At 58.9% G+C, this 16,368-nt stretch carries 13 protein-coding genes; 7 read left to right on the top strand and 6 right to left on the bottom strand.

The features are described 5' to 3' along the window. Positions 1-44: 44 nt before the first annotated feature. The 3 genes from ABLV12_RS01315 to ssuD all read right to left on the bottom strand — a co-directional run bounded on the left by ABLV12_RS01315 (position 45) and on the right by ssuD (position 4,138). Entirely contained in the window at positions 45-1,451 is a 1,407-nt protein-coding gene (locus tag ABLV12_RS01315) for an LLM class flavin-dependent oxidoreductase (RefSeq protein ID WP_004105053.1), read from the bottom strand. Positions 1,452-1,526: 75 nt separating this feature from the next. After that, positions 1,527-2,924, bottom strand: a complete 1,398-nt coding sequence (locus ABLV12_RS01310) for an FAD/NAD(P)-binding protein (RefSeq protein ID WP_348866730.1) — start codon at positions 2,922-2,924, stop codon at positions 1,527-1,529. Between the two features lie 41 nt (positions 2,925-2,965). Further along, a complete protein-coding gene (gene ssuD, locus ABLV12_RS01305; protein WP_004105057.1) occupies positions 2,966-4,138 on the bottom strand; it encodes an FMNH2-dependent alkanesulfonate monooxygenase in 1,173 nt (390 codons plus the stop codon). Between the two features lie 271 nt (positions 4,139-4,409). Here ssuD and ABLV12_RS01300 point away from each other — a divergent pair, with 271 nt between their 5' ends. Both ABLV12_RS01300 and xni read left to right on the top strand, forming a co-directional pair. Further along, entirely contained in the window at positions 4,410-6,353 is a 1,944-nt protein-coding gene (locus tag ABLV12_RS01300; RefSeq protein WP_265782742.1) for a sigma-54-dependent Fis family transcriptional regulator, read from the top strand. Between the two features lie 244 nt (positions 6,354-6,597). After that, positions 6,598-7,353 (top strand): flap endonuclease Xni, encoded by a 756-nt coding sequence (gene xni / locus ABLV12_RS01295; protein WP_004105061.1) that lies wholly within the window; start codon positions 6,598-6,600, stop codon positions 7,351-7,353. 427 nt (positions 7,354-7,780) lie between these two features. Here xni and fucA read toward each other — a convergent pair whose 3' ends face one another. Continuing rightward, on the bottom strand, positions 7,781-8,428 hold the full coding sequence (fucA, locus tag ABLV12_RS01290) for an L-fuculose-phosphate aldolase (protein WP_004114950.1): 648 nt from the start codon (positions 8,426-8,428) through the stop codon (positions 7,781-7,783). A 558-nt stretch (positions 8,429-8,986) separates the two neighbouring features. Here fucA and fucP point away from each other — a divergent pair. The 5 genes from fucP (at position 8,987) to fucR (ending at position 14,818) form a co-directional block, all read left to right on the top strand. Continuing rightward, a complete protein-coding gene (gene fucP / locus ABLV12_RS01285; RefSeq protein WP_064397402.1) occupies positions 8,987-10,297 on the top strand; it encodes an L-fucose:H+ symporter permease in 1,311 nt (436 codons plus the stop codon). A 31-nt stretch (positions 10,298-10,328) separates the two neighbouring features. Further along, positions 10,329-12,104 (top strand): L-fucose isomerase, encoded by a 1,776-nt coding sequence (gene fucI, locus ABLV12_RS01280; RefSeq protein WP_023321544.1) that lies wholly within the window; start codon positions 10,329-10,331, stop codon positions 12,102-12,104. Between the two features lie 103 nt (positions 12,105-12,207). Next, positions 12,208-13,626: an L-fuculokinase gene (gene fucK, locus ABLV12_RS01275; protein ID WP_160886995.1), complete on the top strand. Its 1,419-nt coding sequence runs from the start codon at positions 12,208-12,210 to the stop codon at positions 13,624-13,626. 1 nt (position 13,627) lies between these two features. Beyond that, the gene (fucU, locus tag ABLV12_RS01270) at positions 13,628-14,050 is read left to right on the top strand and encodes an L-fucose mutarotase (RefSeq protein ID WP_004114960.1); all 423 of its coding nucleotides are present in this window, start codon (positions 13,628-13,630) and stop codon (positions 14,048-14,050) included. 57 nt (positions 14,051-14,107) lie between these two features. Beyond that, positions 14,108-14,818 carry an L-fucose operon activator gene (gene fucR / locus ABLV12_RS01265; RefSeq protein ID WP_004105071.1) on the top strand — a complete coding sequence of 237 codons (711 nt, stop codon included), beginning with the start codon at positions 14,108-14,110 and terminating at the stop codon, positions 14,816-14,818. Positions 14,819-14,877: 59 nt separating this feature from the next. Here the strand turns inward: fucR and rlmM are convergent, their stop codons facing one another. Both rlmM and ABLV12_RS01255 read right to left on the bottom strand, forming a co-directional pair. Continuing rightward, positions 14,878-15,978: a 23S rRNA (cytidine(2498)-2'-O)-methyltransferase RlmM gene (gene rlmM / locus ABLV12_RS01260; RefSeq protein ID WP_004114964.1), complete on the bottom strand. Its 1,101-nt coding sequence runs from the start codon at positions 15,976-15,978 to the stop codon at positions 14,878-14,880. Next, positions 15,971-16,366 (bottom strand): DUF423 domain-containing protein, encoded by a 396-nt coding sequence (locus ABLV12_RS01255; RefSeq protein WP_004105073.1) that lies wholly within the window; start codon positions 16,364-16,366, stop codon positions 15,971-15,973. The genes rlmM and ABLV12_RS01255 overlap by 8 nt, the downstream gene beginning before the upstream one ends. Positions 16,367-16,368 lie beyond the last annotated feature (2 nt).

Genomic DNA, 16,368 nt, shown 5'->3' with positions numbered 1-16,368 from the left:
ACAGTTCAGTCCCCCGCCCTTCGGGGAGAGGGGGACCAGCAAAATTAACTCACCTTCTCTTCGCTCCCGACCGCCACCCGCGCGCCGTGGCGATAGCCTGCACCCGGATGCGGCGCAGCCAGCCGCGGGCCGGCGCCGAACAGCTTCTCGCGCAGGGTTCCTTCGCGATACTCCTGCTTAAACACGCCGCGCTTTTGCAGCTCCGGGACCAGTAAATCCACCACGTCGCGGAAGGTTTCGTGGGTCACCGCATAGGCGAGATTAAACCCATCGACGTCGGTCTCTTCGACCCAGGACTGCAGCTCATCGGCGACCGTCTGTGGACTGCCGACCACCAGCGGCCCGAAGCCGCCAATTCCCGCCCAGTCCGCCAGCTTCTGCACGGTCCACTGGCTGTTCGGATCGGCAGTGGAAAACGCCTCCACCATCGACTGAATCGCATTGGTATGCAGATACTCCAGCACCTGGTCCGGCTGATACTGGCCAAGGTCGATACCGGTCCAGCCGGAGAGCAGCGCCAGCGCCCCTTCGTAGCTGACGTACGGTTTATACTCCTGCCATTTAGCCTGGGCTTCACGGTCGGTTTCGCCGACGATGACCGTCTGCATATTGAAGATCAGGATGCTGCGCGGATCGCGCCCGGCTTCCTCGGCGCGACGGCGAATATCCGCCACCGTCTTTTTCAGCAGTACCTTCGACGGCGCGCCGACAAATACGCACTCCGCGTGGCCGGCGGCGAACTGCTTGCCGCGGCTGGAGGCGCCCGCCTGATAGAGCACCGGCGTACGCTGCGGCGACGGCTCACAAAGGTGGATCCCCGGTACCGAGAAGAAGTTCCCCTGATGGTTGATCGGATGAATTTTTCGCGGATCGCTGAAGATCTTGCGCTCCCTGTCGCGCAGCACCGCGCCGTCTTCCCAGCTGCCTTCCAGCAGTTTATAGACCACCTCCAGGTATTCATCGGCGTAGTCGTAGCGGGCGTCATGGTCGGTCTGCGCTTTTTGCCCAATGTTCCGCGCCCCGCTCTCCAGATAGGAGGTCACGATATTCCAGCCCACCCGCCCCTTCGTCAGATGGTCGAGGGTCGAAAGACGGCGGGCGAACGGATAGGGATGCTCAAAGGAGAGCGAAGCGGTCAGGCCGAATCCCAGATGCTCCGTCACCAGCGCCATCGGCGTAATCAGCGCCAGCGGATCGTTGACGGGCACCTGCGCCGCCTGGCGGATCGCCGCATCGCCGTTGCCGTTCAGTACATCATAGACGCCCAGCACATCGGCGATAAACAGCCCGTCAAACTTTCCGCGCTCCAGCAGACGCGCCAGGTCGACCCAATATTCGAGGTCTTTATACTGCCAGGAGCGGTCGCGCGGATGGGCCCACAGCCCCGGCGACTGATGGCCGACGCAGTTCATATCAAAAGCGTTCAGACGAATTTCACGTTGTGATGACATAGCGCTTCTCCACGGCGCGCCCCGCTGTCGGGCCGCGCGCATAATCAGTTAAGGGAATCAGGGGATAAAAGGCGTTCAGAACGCCGGACATCGGACGGATTGTTTGACGCCCAGAGTCTGCAGCGCTTCGGCGGCCACGTCAGCGGCATGGTCAGCCACCTGCGGTAGCCCCATCAGCTCTCCGAAGCGGGCCCGCGCGGCAGGGCCGGAAACCAGTAGTTTGGGATTAGCTTGCCCTTCCCGGCCAATGGCCCGCGAGCGAAGATCGACGTCCAGGCCGAGGCCGAACGCGTCGGCGCGAATCAGCCCATCCTGGCTTAGCTGGCGCAGCAGCGGCTGGCTATCGGTCAGCGCCCCGTGCGCCGGGCCGGTGGTTAAAATAACGTGGTCAGCGCTCACCCGCTGTGCTTCACCGTACCGGAGCGCCAGGGTTAACGTCAGCCTTTGCGCATCGCCTTCCAGCGCCGTCAGCCGGGCCGCCAGCACCCGCAGGCTGCCGTCGCGCTGGCGCTGTTCAATAACCCCGGCGACCTGCGGAGCGATACGGTAGCGGTGAACGTCCCAGTAGCTGCGCAAATGACGCAAGAAGCGCTGGCGATCGGCGACCGTCAGCCCCTGCCAGATGCGTTGTCCCTGATTACGTACCGCGTCCATCACCACCTGCCAGGCCAGCCCCTGCGGCTCCGCGCGAGCGATATCCTCGCGGATCTGCCGCAGCCGCTGGCGCAGCGATCCGCGATCGTATTCGCCAGGCCAGGGGTCACCGCTGCCGCTCAGGTTGCTGCGGGACAGCAGCCCGCGGCGTGAAAATGCGGTTATCGGCCCCCGATGGCCCAGCCGCGTCAGGGTGGCAACGGTATCCGCCATCGTCAGGCCGGTGCCCACGATCGCGACGCTCGCTTCCGGTGCGATAGCTTCCAGCACGCCCGCTCGCCAGGGATTAGCAATGAGCGCCGGATGAGTCGCAAACGGCATCGTCAGCGTCGGCAGAGAGGGGGGCGGATGGCTAATGGCCAGCACCAGTAGATTGGCCGATAGCCGCCGACCGCTGTCGGTAACGACCTCGCCATGATGAATGCTCAGCGCCTGTTCGCGCAGATGCGTCAGCCGCCCTGCGCTGGCGCGCGCCTCCTCGGCGAAACGCTGGGCGACGTAGCGACCAAACTGACCGCGCTGCGGATAAACCGCGCCATCCTCCAGCAGCGCCTGCGGATCTTCTGCAAAAGCAGGCTGGCTGCGGTACCAGCGATCGAACGCGCCCTCCTCTTCACCGGCAAGCTGCATTCGCGCGGCGGGAACGTTGATTCTGTGACTCGGTTCGGTCGTGGAGTAGGCCACGCCCGCGCCGGGCACCTCTCGCGGCTCCAGCAGCGTGACCCGCACGCCAACCGGCGCCAGGCGCAGGAGATGAATCGCCACCGCCGCGCCGCTAAATCCGCCGCCGACAATCACCACGTGCGGTTCAGTTTGCATAGCCCACCGCCTTCAGAAACCTGTGCAACATACGGTCCCCCTCAGCTTGCGCTCACCTGTTTCACCGGACGTTTATCGCCGCCGATAGTTTCGCCGAACGGGCCGGTATTGACGCTACGCGCCTTCGGCTGCTCATGGCCTGCCAGCGGCAATAACGGCATGACCAGGTCGGCAAAGCGATGGGCCTCTTCCAGATGCGGATAGCCGGAGAAGATAAAGTTGGTGATACCGAGTGCCTGATATTCACGGATGCGTTCTGCTACCTGCTGCGGATTGCCAACCAGCGCCGTTCCGGCCCCGCCGCGCACCAGCCCCACGCCCGCCCACAGATTCGGGGCAATACGCAGATTGTCGCGCGATCCTTTATGCAGCGAACTCATTCGCGCCTGGCCGGTAGAGTCCATACGGGCAAAAATTTTCTGCGCCTGGGCGATAGTCTCGTCGTCAAGATGAGAAATCAGCCGATCGGCGGCGGCCCACGCCTCTTCTTCGGTTTCGCGAACAATCACGTGCAAACGAATCCCGTACTGCAGCGTACGGCCCCGGGCGGCGGCGCGCTCGCGCACCACAGCCAGCTTTTCGGCCACCAGCGCCGGCGGCTCGCCCCAGGTCAGGTAGGTATCAATTTGATCGGCGGCGACGTCGATGGCCTCCTCGGACGATCCGCCAAAGTAGAGCGGCGGGCCGTTTTCCTGCACCGGTGGAAACAGCACTTCAGCGCCTTCCACGTGGATATGCTCACCGCGATAGTCCACCTTTTCACCTTGCAGCAGGCGCGAGTAGACGTCGAGAAATTCGCGGGTCACCTGATAGCGTTCGCCGTGGCTGAGGAAAATGCCGTCGCCTTTGTTCTCCACCGGATCGCCACCGGTAACGACGTTAATCAGCAGCCGGCCGCCCGACAGGCGATCGAGCGTCGCCGCCATTCTCGCCGCCAGCGTTGGCGGCTGCAGGCCAGGACGAACGGCCACCAGATAGCGCAGGCGGCGGGTCAGCGGCGCCAGGGCCGATGCCACCAGCCATGAGTCCTCACAGCTTTTCCCCGTCGGGATCAGCACCCCGTAGTAGCCGAGACTGTCGGCCGCCAGCGCCACCTGCTGCAGGTAAGGCAGGTCAACCGGGCGGCCGCCTTCTGCGGTACCCAGATAGCGGCCATCGCCGTGGGTAGGCAGAAACCAGAACACATTGATTTTATCGTCGGTTTTTTGCGTCATTATCCATTTCCTATATAACCATATCCGATATTTATCGAAGAGATGTTTTAATTTGGTTATATGAGTGTTAGCGATAATCATGCCAATGGTGAATAAAAAATTTACATATTTAAATCATTGAGTTAAATAAAAGTTAGTTTTATAACGCTGTCGCAAATGCAGCAGCCAATGCGTTCAGGCTGCCGCCTTTGCAGCAGCACGACAGGTTTGCCCTCTGGTTTCCGTCTCCGGCACAGGATAAGTTCAGGACATCACATACCGGAGGTCACCCATGCTGAATCCGCAAACCCCAGCCGCCACGCCCGCGCTCATCGATCCGGCGTCAAAAGCCTTTCAGAGCCTGCTGGATAAACTGGCCCCCACCGAAGCGACCGTGCTGATCGTCGGCGAAACCGGTACTGGTAAAGAGGTTGTCGCCCGCTACCTGCATCATCATAGTCCGCGTCGTCAGCGGCCGTTTCTCGCCGTTAACTGCGGCGCGCTCAGCGAAAGCCTGGCGGAAGCGGAGCTGTTCGGCCATGAAAAAGGCGCGTTTACCGGCGCGGTGCAAAGCCATCCCGGCTGGTTTGAAGCGGCAGACGGCGGCACGCTGCTGCTGGATGAAATCGGCGAACTTAGCCTGGCGCTCCAGGTGAAGCTTCTGCGCGTCCTGCAGGAACGCGAAATTACCCGCGTCGGCTCGCGTAAAGCGATTAAGGTCGATGTCCGGGTGATCGCCGCCACCCACGTAGACCTGATGCAGGCTATCCGCGAGCGTCGTTTCCGCGAAGACCTCTACTATCGCCTGAATATCGCCATCGTCCCGCTGCCGCCGCTGCGCCAGCGCCGCCAGGATATTCCCGTTCTGGCGGACCATTTCCTTACGCTCTACGCCCGCCGCCTGGGTCGACCGGTTCGTCGTCTGGCCCCGGAGACGCTGGCAAGGCTGATGGAGTACCCCTGGCCGGGCAATATTCGCGAACTTGAGAACACTCTGCATAATGCGGTATTGCTGAGTAAAGAAGAGGAGATCGCCCCCGCTCAGCTCCGGTTAACCACCCTAAGCGACGCCTCTCCGGCGGTAAGCGATAACGAACTGGACGACTTTATTCGTCATCAACTCTCCCTGCCGGGCGAGCCGCTGTGGGAAAGGGTCACCGGGGCGTTGATTCGCGGCGCGATGGCGCAATGCGACGATAACCAAAGCCAGGCCGCAGCGCTGCTCGGCATTAGCCGCCACACGCTGCGCACGCAGCTGGCCAATTTTGGCATCATTAAAAGCCGCCGCCGCCAGGAACCCCTCTTCGGAGCGGCGGTCAATAACGTTTCTCGCGATCGGGAACTGCGCATCGGCTTCCAGCGTTTTGGCAATCTTGGCATTCTGAAGGCGCGGCAAAGTCTGGAGAAAGCCTTTGCCAGCCGCGGCGTCAGCGTGCTGTGGAGCGAGTTTCCCGCCGGGCCGCAGCTCCTGCACGCGCTGGCCTGCGATGAAATCGACTTTGGCACCACCGGCGAAGCGCCGCCGGTTTTCGCTCAGGCCAATAATAGCGAGCTGGTCTACGTCGCCTGGGAACCGCCCGCGCCGCAAAGCGTGGCCATGGTCGTCCCACAGCACAGCGACATTCGCACCATTGCCGACCTGCGCGGCAAGCGTATCGCGCTGAATAAAGGTTCGAACGTGCACTGGCTGCTGCTGCATATTCTGGAAGAGGCCGGGCTGGGATTAAACGACGTTAAAGTGGTCTATATTCCGCCAAAATATCCGCTGACCGCCAGCGACTACCTGGCGGTGGACGCCTGGATGATGTGGGATCCACTGCTTAGCGACGCGGAAGATAGCGGCGAATTACGGGTAGTAGCCAGCGGCGAGGGGCGTGTCAACAACCATCAGTTCTATCTGTCGCGCCGCGGCTACGCCAGCCGCAATAGCGATATTATGCAGCGGCTATTCGCCGAGCTGGCGCAGACCGGGCAGTTTATCGACCAGCATCGGGAAAAAGCCGCGGAGCTGCTCTCCGCCGAGCTGGGTCTTAACGCCGCTTCTCTGACCCGAGCCCTGGCGCGCCGCAGCCATCGCCCGCGCACAATGGACCTTAAAGTGATTCGCGCCCAGCAAAGTATCGCCGATCGGTTTTACGCGCTGGGGCTTATCAACAAACCGGTTTCAGTGCGCGAAGCCGTGTGGTACGGCGAAGCCACCAATAGCGATCTCGGCCTGCTGATGCACGTCGATTAGCCGGAAACTGCGAGTCATCTTCCTGATTTTACAGGCGCCAATAGCCTCATCGGCGCGGCGATGTTACCCTAAAAAGCATTGAGAACAGGAGCCTAACCCACCAGGCATCATCGTTGCAGACAGTTTGGCCCGAAGAGCGCGCAGAAGCCGGAGCGTAGAGGTAGTACGTGAGGCTTTTGCACACTGCCCGGCGTCAAACCAGCAAATAAAATAGCCTGATGGGCCAGGTTTTAAGGGGAGAATCGTGGCCGTTCATTTACTCATCGTCGACGCACTTAATCTGATTCGCCGCATCCACGCGGTGCAGGGTTCACCCTGCGTCGATACCTGCTTACATGCCCTCGAGCAGCTGGTGCTCCACAGCCAGCCGACCCACGTGGTGGCGGTATTTGATGACGAAGATCGCGGACACGGCTGGCGGCACCAGCGCCTGCCCGATTATAAAGCCGGGCGCGCGCCGATGCCGGAAACCCTCGAGGCGGAAATGCCGGCGCTGCGGGCGGCATTTGAGCAGCGCGGGTTTCGTTGCTGGGCGCTCAGCGGCAGCGAAGCCGACGATCTTGCCGCGACTCTGGCGGTTAAGGTGGCGCAGGCCGGGCACCAGGCGACCATCGTTTCAACCGACAAAGGCTACTGCCAGCTGCTGTCGCCGACGATCCGCATCCGCGACTATTTCCAGAAACGCTGGCTCGACGCGCCGTTTATCGCCAAAGAGTTCGGCGTGACGCCGGAGCAGCTACCCGACTACTGGGGGCTGGCGGGCATCAGCAGCTCCAGGGTTCCCGGCGTGGCGGGCATTGGGCCCAAAAGCGCAGCCCAGTTATTAACCGATTTTCAGGATCTGGAAGGGATCTACGCCCGGCTGGCGGACGTGCCGGAGAAGTGGCGTAAAAAGCTGGAAGAACACAAAGAGATGGCCTTCACCTGCCGGGAAATCGCGCGCCTGCAAACCGATTTACAGCTGGATGGCAACCTGCAGCAGCTGCGGCTGGCACGATAGCATCAGGCTACGGAGCACACAGCTTCCCGGAGGCGATGCTGCGCATCTGTCCGGGCTACCCAATCGCAGACGGCGGTGAATGGTGGGGACTATCGGCCCGCAGACGGCAGAGTACCTGTAGCCCGGGCAAGGCGCGTCCAGCGCCGCCCCCGGGAGCAGAGCGCAGCGTGGCTGAATTTCCCGGAGGCGATGCTGCGCATCTGTCCGGGCTACCCAACCGCAGACGGCGGTGAACCGTGGGGACTACCGGCCCGCAGACGGCGGAGTACCTGTAGCCCGGGCAAGGCGCGTCCAGCGCCGCCCCCGGGACCAAAGTGCACCGTGGCTGAATTTCCCGGAGGCGATGCTGCGCATCTGTCCGGGTTACCCAGTCGCAGACGGCGGTGAATCTGTACACCGCAGCCGGCAGAAACGTTCGCGTACGAGATCACTCTTCGATACGCAATCCGTAGGTTTTGAATTTCTCCAGCACGATGGCGATAGCCTCATCATCAAGCACCGGCACCGGATCGATGATGGCCAGGGTGCTGAGATAGAGCTGCGCCAGTACCTCAACTTCATGCGCCAGCCACAGGGCCTTTTCCAGATTCTCTTCACAAGCGATCAGGCCATGGTGCTGCAGCAGGGTCGCTTTGCGATTTTTCAACGCCACGGCCACGTGTTCAGACAGCTCACGAGTACCAAAAGTGGCATAGGGTGCGCAAGGAATGGAGTTACCGCCGGCCGCCGCAATCATATAGTGAATGGCGGGAATGGGACGATTGAGGATCGATACCGCCGTGCAGTGAACCGCATGATTATGCACCACCGCATGAGCATCAGGACGCGTCTGATAAGCCGCCATATGAAAACGCCACTCGCTGGACGGCAGTTTGCCCTGTTCATGCTGACCTTCGGCATCGATATAAACAATGTGCGCTTCCGTCAGCTTTTCATAAGGTATACCGGTTGGTGTGATCAGCATCCCCCCCTGGTACCGCACGCTTACGTTGCCTGCCGTCCCCTGATTTAACCCCAGGCGGGTCATCTCCAGGCAGGTATCAATAATCTGCCGGGCCAGTCTATTACGTTCCATTCTTTACCTCTCTTAATAATGCGCAATACGACAACAGACCGCTCGCCGGGCATGGCGCGCCGACGCTGTTGAATAATCAAATAATTGCTCACCATCATCATCCCGAATAATCAGAAAGGAATTTACATCCACTGGTTCTGTGATACCCCTCACTTATTTCAGCTTAAAAAAACCGTTTGCTCATTTTTACGTTGTGAAAAAATGCCCGTTATCATCAATAGATTTAAAAACGGTCATTTTACCGATAATGTTAACAACTGACCGTTTTCCACATTATAAATTAAATCGGGCATTCGTTCTGTGGGTTTTAGAATTATCTTTCTCAAACGGTCATGTTTTGCTGATTATTAAAGTGATGATAATCACATAAAATCACTCACCGCATGCTTAGTGTGACCGCCATCATATTAAAAGGCATTTTTTATTTGAAAATGAATTCATGAGTTCATCCCGCGATGTTTATTTCATCATCGTTCTCGTCACAGGAACTCACCTGATTTTTGCGGTCTGGTGGGCAAAGCCGGCTGCTGAATACGCTTCTGAACCAATGAGGATGCTATGGGAAACACAACGATACAAACGCAGAGTTTTCATGCGGTCGAGACAGGGCAAAGCAAGCGCTACATTATTCCCTTTGCCCTGCTGTGCTCGCTATTTTTTCTTTGGGCGGTCGCTAATAATCTTAACGATATTTTATTACCACAATTTCAACAAGCCTTTACCTTAACTAACTTCCAGGCTGGTTTGATTCAATCCGCTTTTTATTTTGGCTATTTTGTTATTCCGATCCCGGCCGGGATCTTGATGAAAAAACTCAGTTACAAAGCCGGCATTATTACCGGGCTATTCTTATACGCTTTTGGCGCCGCGCTATTCTGGCCCGCCGCCGAGGTCATGAATTATACCTTATTCCTGATCGGCCTGTTTATTATTGCGGCGGGGTTAGGCTGTTTAGAAACTGCAGCAAACCCTTTTGTTACCGTGTTAGGGCCAGAAAGCGGCGGCCACTTCCGGCTTAATCTGGCGCAGACCTTTAACTCTTTTGGCGCCATTATTGCGGTGGTCTTTGGGCAAAGCCTTATTTTGTCTAACGTGCCGCATCAATCGCAGGATGTACTCGATAAAATGGCTCCGGAGCAGCTTAGCGCTTATAAGCACAGCCTGGTGCTCTCGGTGCAAACCCCCTATATGATCATCGTCGCGGTTGTCTTACTGGTCGCTCTGTTGATTATGTTGACCAAATTTCCGGCCCTGCAGAGCGACGACCACAGTGATGCCAACCAGAGTTCCTTCTCCGCTTCTATTGCCCGCCTGGTGCGCGTTCGCCACTGGCGCTGGGCGGTGCTGGCGCAGTTTTGCTACGTCGGCGCACAAACCGCCTGCTGGAGCTATCTGATTCGCTACGCCATCGAAGAGATCCCCGGCATGACGCCCGGTTTCGCCGCCAACTATTTGACCGGCACTATGGTGTGCTTCTTTATCGGCCGTTTCTCCGGCACCTGGCTCATCAGCCGCTTCGCGCCGCATAAAGTGCTGGCGGCCTATGCCCTGCTCGCCATGCTCCTGTGCCTGATCTCCGCTTTCAGCGGCGGCCATGTGGGCCTGCTGGCCTTGACGCTGTGCAGTGCCTTTATGTCGATTCAGTATCCGACCATCTTCTCGCTGGGCATCAAGAATCTGGGGCAGGACACCAAGTACGGCTCCTCGTTTATCGTCATGACCATTATTGGTGGCGGCATCGTCACTCCGGTTATGGGCTTTGTCAGCGACGCCGCCGGCAACATCCCTACCGCCGAGCTGGTACCGGCGCTGTGCTTTGCCGTCATCTTCATCTTTGCCCGTTTCCGTTCGCAAACGGCAGCTAACTAAACATTTATCCGCATAACGTGAGGGATCTGGAATGAAAAAAATCAGTTTACCGAAAATTGGCATTCGCCCGGTGATCGATGGACGCCGCATGGGGGTACGCGAGTCGCTGGAAGAGCAAACCATGAATATGGCGAAGGCTACCGCTGCGCTGATTACGGAAAAGCTGCGCCACGCCTGCGGCGCGCAGATCGAGTGCGTCATCGCCGATAGCTGCATTGCGGGGATGGCGGAATCCGCCGCCTGCGAAGAGAAATTCAGCAGCCAGAACGTCGGCGTCACCATCACCGTCACCCCCTGCTGGTGCTACGGCAGCGAAACTATCGATATGGACCCGATGCGGCCAAAAGCTATCTGGGGCTTTAACGGCACCGAGCGACCTGGCGCGGTTTACCTTGCGGCAGCGCTGGCGGCCCACAGCCAGAAGGGCATCCCGGCGTTCTCCATATACGGCCACGACGTACAGGACGCCGACGACACCTCCATTCCGTCTGATGTTGAAGAAAAACTGCTGCGCTTTGCCCGCGCCGGTTTAGCGGTCGCCAGCATGAAGGGCAAAAGCTATCTTTCCGTCGGCGGCGTATCGATGGGAATCGCCGGTTCTATCGTCGATCACAACTTCTTCGAGTCCTGGCTCGGTATGAAGGTCCAGGCGGTGGATATGACCGAACTGCGCCGCCGTATCGATCAGAAAATCTATGATGAAAGCGAGCTGGAAATGGCGCTGGCGTGGGCGGATAAAACCTTCCGCTACGGCGAAGACCAGAACGCGCAGCAGTATAAACGTAATGCCGAGCAGAGCCGCGCGGTACTCAAAGAGAGCCTGCTGATGGCGATGTGCATTCGCGACATGATGCAGGGCAACAAGAAGCTGGCGGAAAAAGGACTGGTCGAAGAGTCGCTGGGCTACAACGCCATTGCCGCAGGCTTCCAGGGCCAGCGTCACTGGACCGATCAATACCCTAACGGCGACACCGCCGAGGCGCTGCTTAACAGCTCGTTCGACTGGAATGGCGTACGCGAACCCTTCGTTGTCGCCACGGAAAACGACAGCCTCAACGGCGTGGCGATGCTGATGGGCCATCAGCTGACCGGTACCGCCCAGGTGTTTGCCGACGTGCGTACCTACTGGTCGCCGGAAGCGGTAGAACGCGTCACCGGCCAGCCGCTCACCGGGCTGGCGGAACACGGCATTATCCATCTGATCAACTCCGGTTCGGCGGCGCTGGACGGCGCCTGCAAACAGCGCGATGCGGATGGCAAGCCAACCATGAAGCCGCACTGGGAAATCAGCCAGCAGGAGGCCGACGCCTGCCTCGCCGCCACCGAATGGTGCCCGGCGATTCATGAATATTTCCGCGGCGGCGGCTTCTCCTCTCGCTTTCTGACCGAAGGCGGCGTGCCCTTTACCATGACTCGCGTGAATATTATTAAAGGCCTTGGCCCGGTTCTGCAAATCGCCGAAGGCTGGAGCGTGGAACTACCGAAAGAGATGCACGATCGGCTGGATGCCCGCACCAACTCCACCTGGCCCACCACCTGGTTTGCGCCGCGCCTGACCGGTAAGGGCCCGTTCTCCGACGTCTACTCGGTGATGGCGAACTGGGGCGCTAACCACGGCGTGCTGACCATCGGCCACGTTGGCGCCGACTTTATCACTCTGGCGTCTATGCTGCGGATCCCGGTATGCATGCATAACGTAGAAGAGGCGAAAATTTACCGCCCGTCCAGCTGGGCTGCGCACGGGATGGATAGCGAAGGCCAGGATTACCGCGCCTGCCAGAACTACGGCCCGCTGTATAAACGTTAAAAATGCCTGATGGCGCTGCGCTTATTCGGCCTACGGATGATAACGTCTCCGTAGGCTGGATGAGGCGTTTACGCCGCCATCCGGCAACGTCTCGGGAGAGATTATGAAGAATGAAGTCATCCTGGTTCTCGACTGCGGCGCCACCAACGTCAGGGCGATTGCCGTTGATCGCCAGGGGAATATTATCGCCCGCGCCGCAACGGCTAACGCCAGCGATATCGCCGTGGAGAACAGCGCATGGCACCAGTGGTCGCTGGAGGCCATCCTGCAACGCTTCGCCGAGTGCTGTCGGCAGATTGGCGATGCGCTCTCATCCTGCACGGTTCGCGGCATCACGGTCACCACCTTCGGCGTGGACGGCGCGCTGGTGGATGAACAGGGCAAGCTGCTCTATCCGGTCATCAGCTGGAAATGCCCGCGAACCGCAGCGGTGATGGACAATATCGGCCGCTTTATGCCCGCGCAGCAGCTCCAGCAGATCGCCGGCGTCGGCGCATTTGGTTTTAACACCCTCTATAAGCTGATATGGCTGCAAGAAAACCACCCGCAGCTGCTGGAGCAGGCCCATGCCTGGCTATTCATCTCCTCGCTGATCAACCAGCGCCTGACCGGGGAATTCACGACCGATATCACCATGGCGGGTACCAGCCAGATGCTGGATATCCACCAGCGAGATTTCAGCGCGCAGATTCTGCAGGCGACGGGATTGCCGCGCCGCCTGTTTCCCCGGCTGGTGGAGGCGGGCCAGCAGATTGGTACCCTGCAAAACGATGCCGCGAAGATGCTGGGATTACCCGCCGGGATCCCGGTTATCTCCGCCGGGCACGATACCCAGTTCGCGTTGTTTGGCGCTGGCGCGGAGCAGGATGAACCGGTGCTCTCTTCCGGTACGTGGGAAATTTTGATGGTGCGCAGCGTTCAGGTGAATACGCCGCTGCTCAGCCACTATGCGGGATCGACCTGCGAACTGGATAGCCAGCCGGGATGCTATAACCCCGGTATGCAGTGGCTGGCTTCAGGCGTGCTGGAGTGGGTACGCCAGCTGCTGTGGACGCCAGAAACGCCGTGGCGCACGCTGATTGAAGAAGCGCGCGTCATTCCCGCCGGTTCTGAGGGGGTAAGGATGCAGTGCGATCTGCTCTCCTGCCGGAATGCGGGCTGGCAGGGCGTCACGCTGAATACCACTCGCGGCCATTTCTATCGCGCCGCGCTGGAAGGATTAGCCGAACAGCTGGCGCGTAACCTGCAAACGCTACAAAAAATCGGCCATTTTAACGCCAGCGAACTGCTGCTGGTCGGCGGCGGCAGCCGCAACGCGCTGTGGAATCAGATCAAAGCCAATACGCTCGATATGCCTGTCAAAGTACTGGATGACGCCGAAACCACCGTGGCTGGCGCCGCCATGTTTGGCTGGTACGGCGTCGGTGAATTCCACAGCCCTGAACAGGCCAGAGCGCAGGTGAGCTATCAGTATCGCTATTTTTACCCGCAAACCGAACCCGAAATGATTGAGGGAGTATGAGATGCTAAAAACGATTTCCCCGTTAATATCGCCGGAGCTACTGAAAGTCCTGGCGGAAATGGGGCACGGAGATGAGATCGTCTTTTCCGATGCCCACTTCCCGGCGCACAGCATGGGTCCACAGGTCATTCGCGCCGACGGTCTGCGGGTAAGCGACCTGCTGCAGGCGATTATTCCGCTGTTTGAGTTAGACAGCTACGCTCCGCCGTTGGTGATGATGGCCGCCGTGGAAGGCGACACCCTCGACCCGCAGGTCGAAACGCGCTATCGCGAGGCGCTTTCCGCCGCCGCGCCCTGCCCTGAGATCGCCCGCATTGACCGCTTTGCTTTCTACGAGCGGGCGCAAAAAGCCTTTGCGATCGTTATCACAGGTGAGCGCGCTAAGTACGGGAATATTCTTTTAAAAAAAGGAGTAACGCCGTAATCTCATGCCGCAGCGCCCGTCTGGTGCGGGCGCTCAGCGAACGCCAGGGTGAGAAAAATGAAAGCGGCACGACAGCAAGCGATACTAGACCTGCTCATAAACCATAATAGTCTGACCACCGAAGCCTTATCGCTACAGCTTAACGTCAGCAGAGAAACCATCCGCCGCGATCTCAGCGAGCTTCAGTCCCAGGGAAAAGTACTGCGTAACCACGGTCGGGCAAAAGTCATTCACCGGCAAAGCCAGGACAGCGGCGACCCTTTTCATATTCGTTTAAAAAGCCACTATGCGCACAAAGCGGATATCGCCCGCGAGGCGCTGGCCTGGATAGACGAAGGGATGGTTATCGCCCTCGATGCCAGTTCCACCTGCTGGTACCTGGCTCGCCAGCTACCTGATCTCAACCTTCACGTTTTTACCAACAGTCAGCCGATATGCCAGGAGCTGAGCAAGCGAGAGAATATTCAGCTCACCTGCTCCGGGGGGACGCTTCAGCGTAAATACGGCTGTTACGTGAGTTCATCGCTTATCTCCCAGCTCAAATCGCTGGAGATCGATCTGTTCATTTTTTCCTGTGAAGGTATCGACAGCGGCGGCGCGCTCTGGGATTCAAATACGGTCAACGCCGAGTTCAAATCGCTGCTGCTTAAGCGCGCCTCGCAATCGCTTTTGCTGATTGATAAGAGCAAGTTTAATCGTTCAGGGGAGGCCCGAATTGGCCATCTGGATGATGTGACGCATATTGTTTCGGACGTGTCGCAGTCGTAACGGCTATTGCAGCGCCGGATAGCGGCTTAACACCCTATCCGGCCTGCAAAAGGGGCAAACTAGCGTTCGTCGCGGCGACCGCCGACGGCAGCCCACAGGCGACGAACGTGAACCGTCACCTCTTCGCGATCGTGATACAGCTGGCGCGCCTGGATTTGCGCGTTGATGCCGTGCTCATCCAGCTGCTCCTGGATATAGGCCAGGTTGCGCGACAGCTCTTCATAGCGCTTTTTCATCGGCAGCTTAAGGTTAAAGATGGTTTCACGGCACCAGCCGTTCACCAGCCACTGCGCCATCAGCGCAGCCACTTTCGCCGGCTTCTCCACCATATCGCACACCATCCACGAGATGTTGTTGCGCGTTGGGCGGTACTTGAAGCCATCTTCGCGCAGCCAGGTCACCTGGCCGGTATCCATCAGGCTTTGCGCCATCGGGCCGTTATCCACCGAGGAGACCCACATATTGCGTTTCACCAGCTGATAGGTCCAGCCGCCGGGGCAGGCGCCGAGATCCACGGCGTACATACCGTTCGCCAGGCGCTCGTCCCACTCATCCGCCGGAATAAAGACGTGAAACGCCTCTTCCAGCTTGAGAGTCGAGCGGCTCGGCGCATCGGCCGGAAACTTGAGGCGCGGAATGCCCATATAGAACGGTGAGTTGTTGTTAGACAACGAATAGCCGGTGTAGCAGCAGCCCGGCGCGATAAAGAAAACGTGCACCACCGGACGTTTTGTCGTTTCATAGCTGGTCAGCACGCCCGCTTCGCGCAGCGCAGCGCGCAGCGGTACCGTAAACTTGCGGCAGAACTTCATCAGCTCTTTGCTTTCGTTGGTATCGGCGACCTCTACGCGCAGCTCGCCGCCCTTTTCCACGACGCCCTGCAGCATACCGACGATTGGGGAAATCCTGTCCTCCGGCGGCAGATCGCGCAGCAGTTCGCCGACCACAAACATCTGGCGGGCAAATACCAGCGAGCTGAACGGCAGTTCGCGCACCAGCTTTTCGCCATCTTCAGCCTGATAGCACTCAAAAATCACATAGCCGGAGTCATCTTTGACCCGGGCAAAACCAAATACTTCAAGGCGCGAGGCCTTATCGGTAATTTCTGCTGCGCACTCTTTCTCAAACCCAGGGCGACAATAGAGGACAACTTTATTCATGAACAACGCCCTTACGTTTCAGACGAATTGCACCAATTAACATTAATACCCAACCGGCGAGGAAGCAGACGCCCCCTACCGGCGTAACGAACGCCCACAGGCGTAAATGCGATAGCGCCAGGCAGTAGAGGCTGCCGCTAAAAAGAACGGTACCAAGCGCCATAAAGACGCTGCTCCAGTAAAACCAGATGCTGATGCGGCGCTGCATCGCCACCGCCAGGCCAAAAATAGCCAGCGTATGGAAAGCCTGATACTGCAGGCCGGTGTGGATCCAGCCCATTTCCGCAACGCCCATCGTTTTACTTAAAACGTGCGCGCCAAACGCGCCCAAAGCCACAAAGATAAAACCGCTTATCGCGGCGAATATCAGCATAAAACGGCTGGTCATGT

The organism is Klebsiella sp. CN_Kp100, assembly GCF_040065315.1.
Taxonomy (GTDB): Bacteria; Pseudomonadota; Gammaproteobacteria; order Enterobacterales; family Enterobacteriaceae; genus Klebsiella; species Klebsiella oxytoca.
Note: the sequence above shows the minus strand (reverse complement) of the source record. Positions and strands in the feature narration are given on the sequence as shown.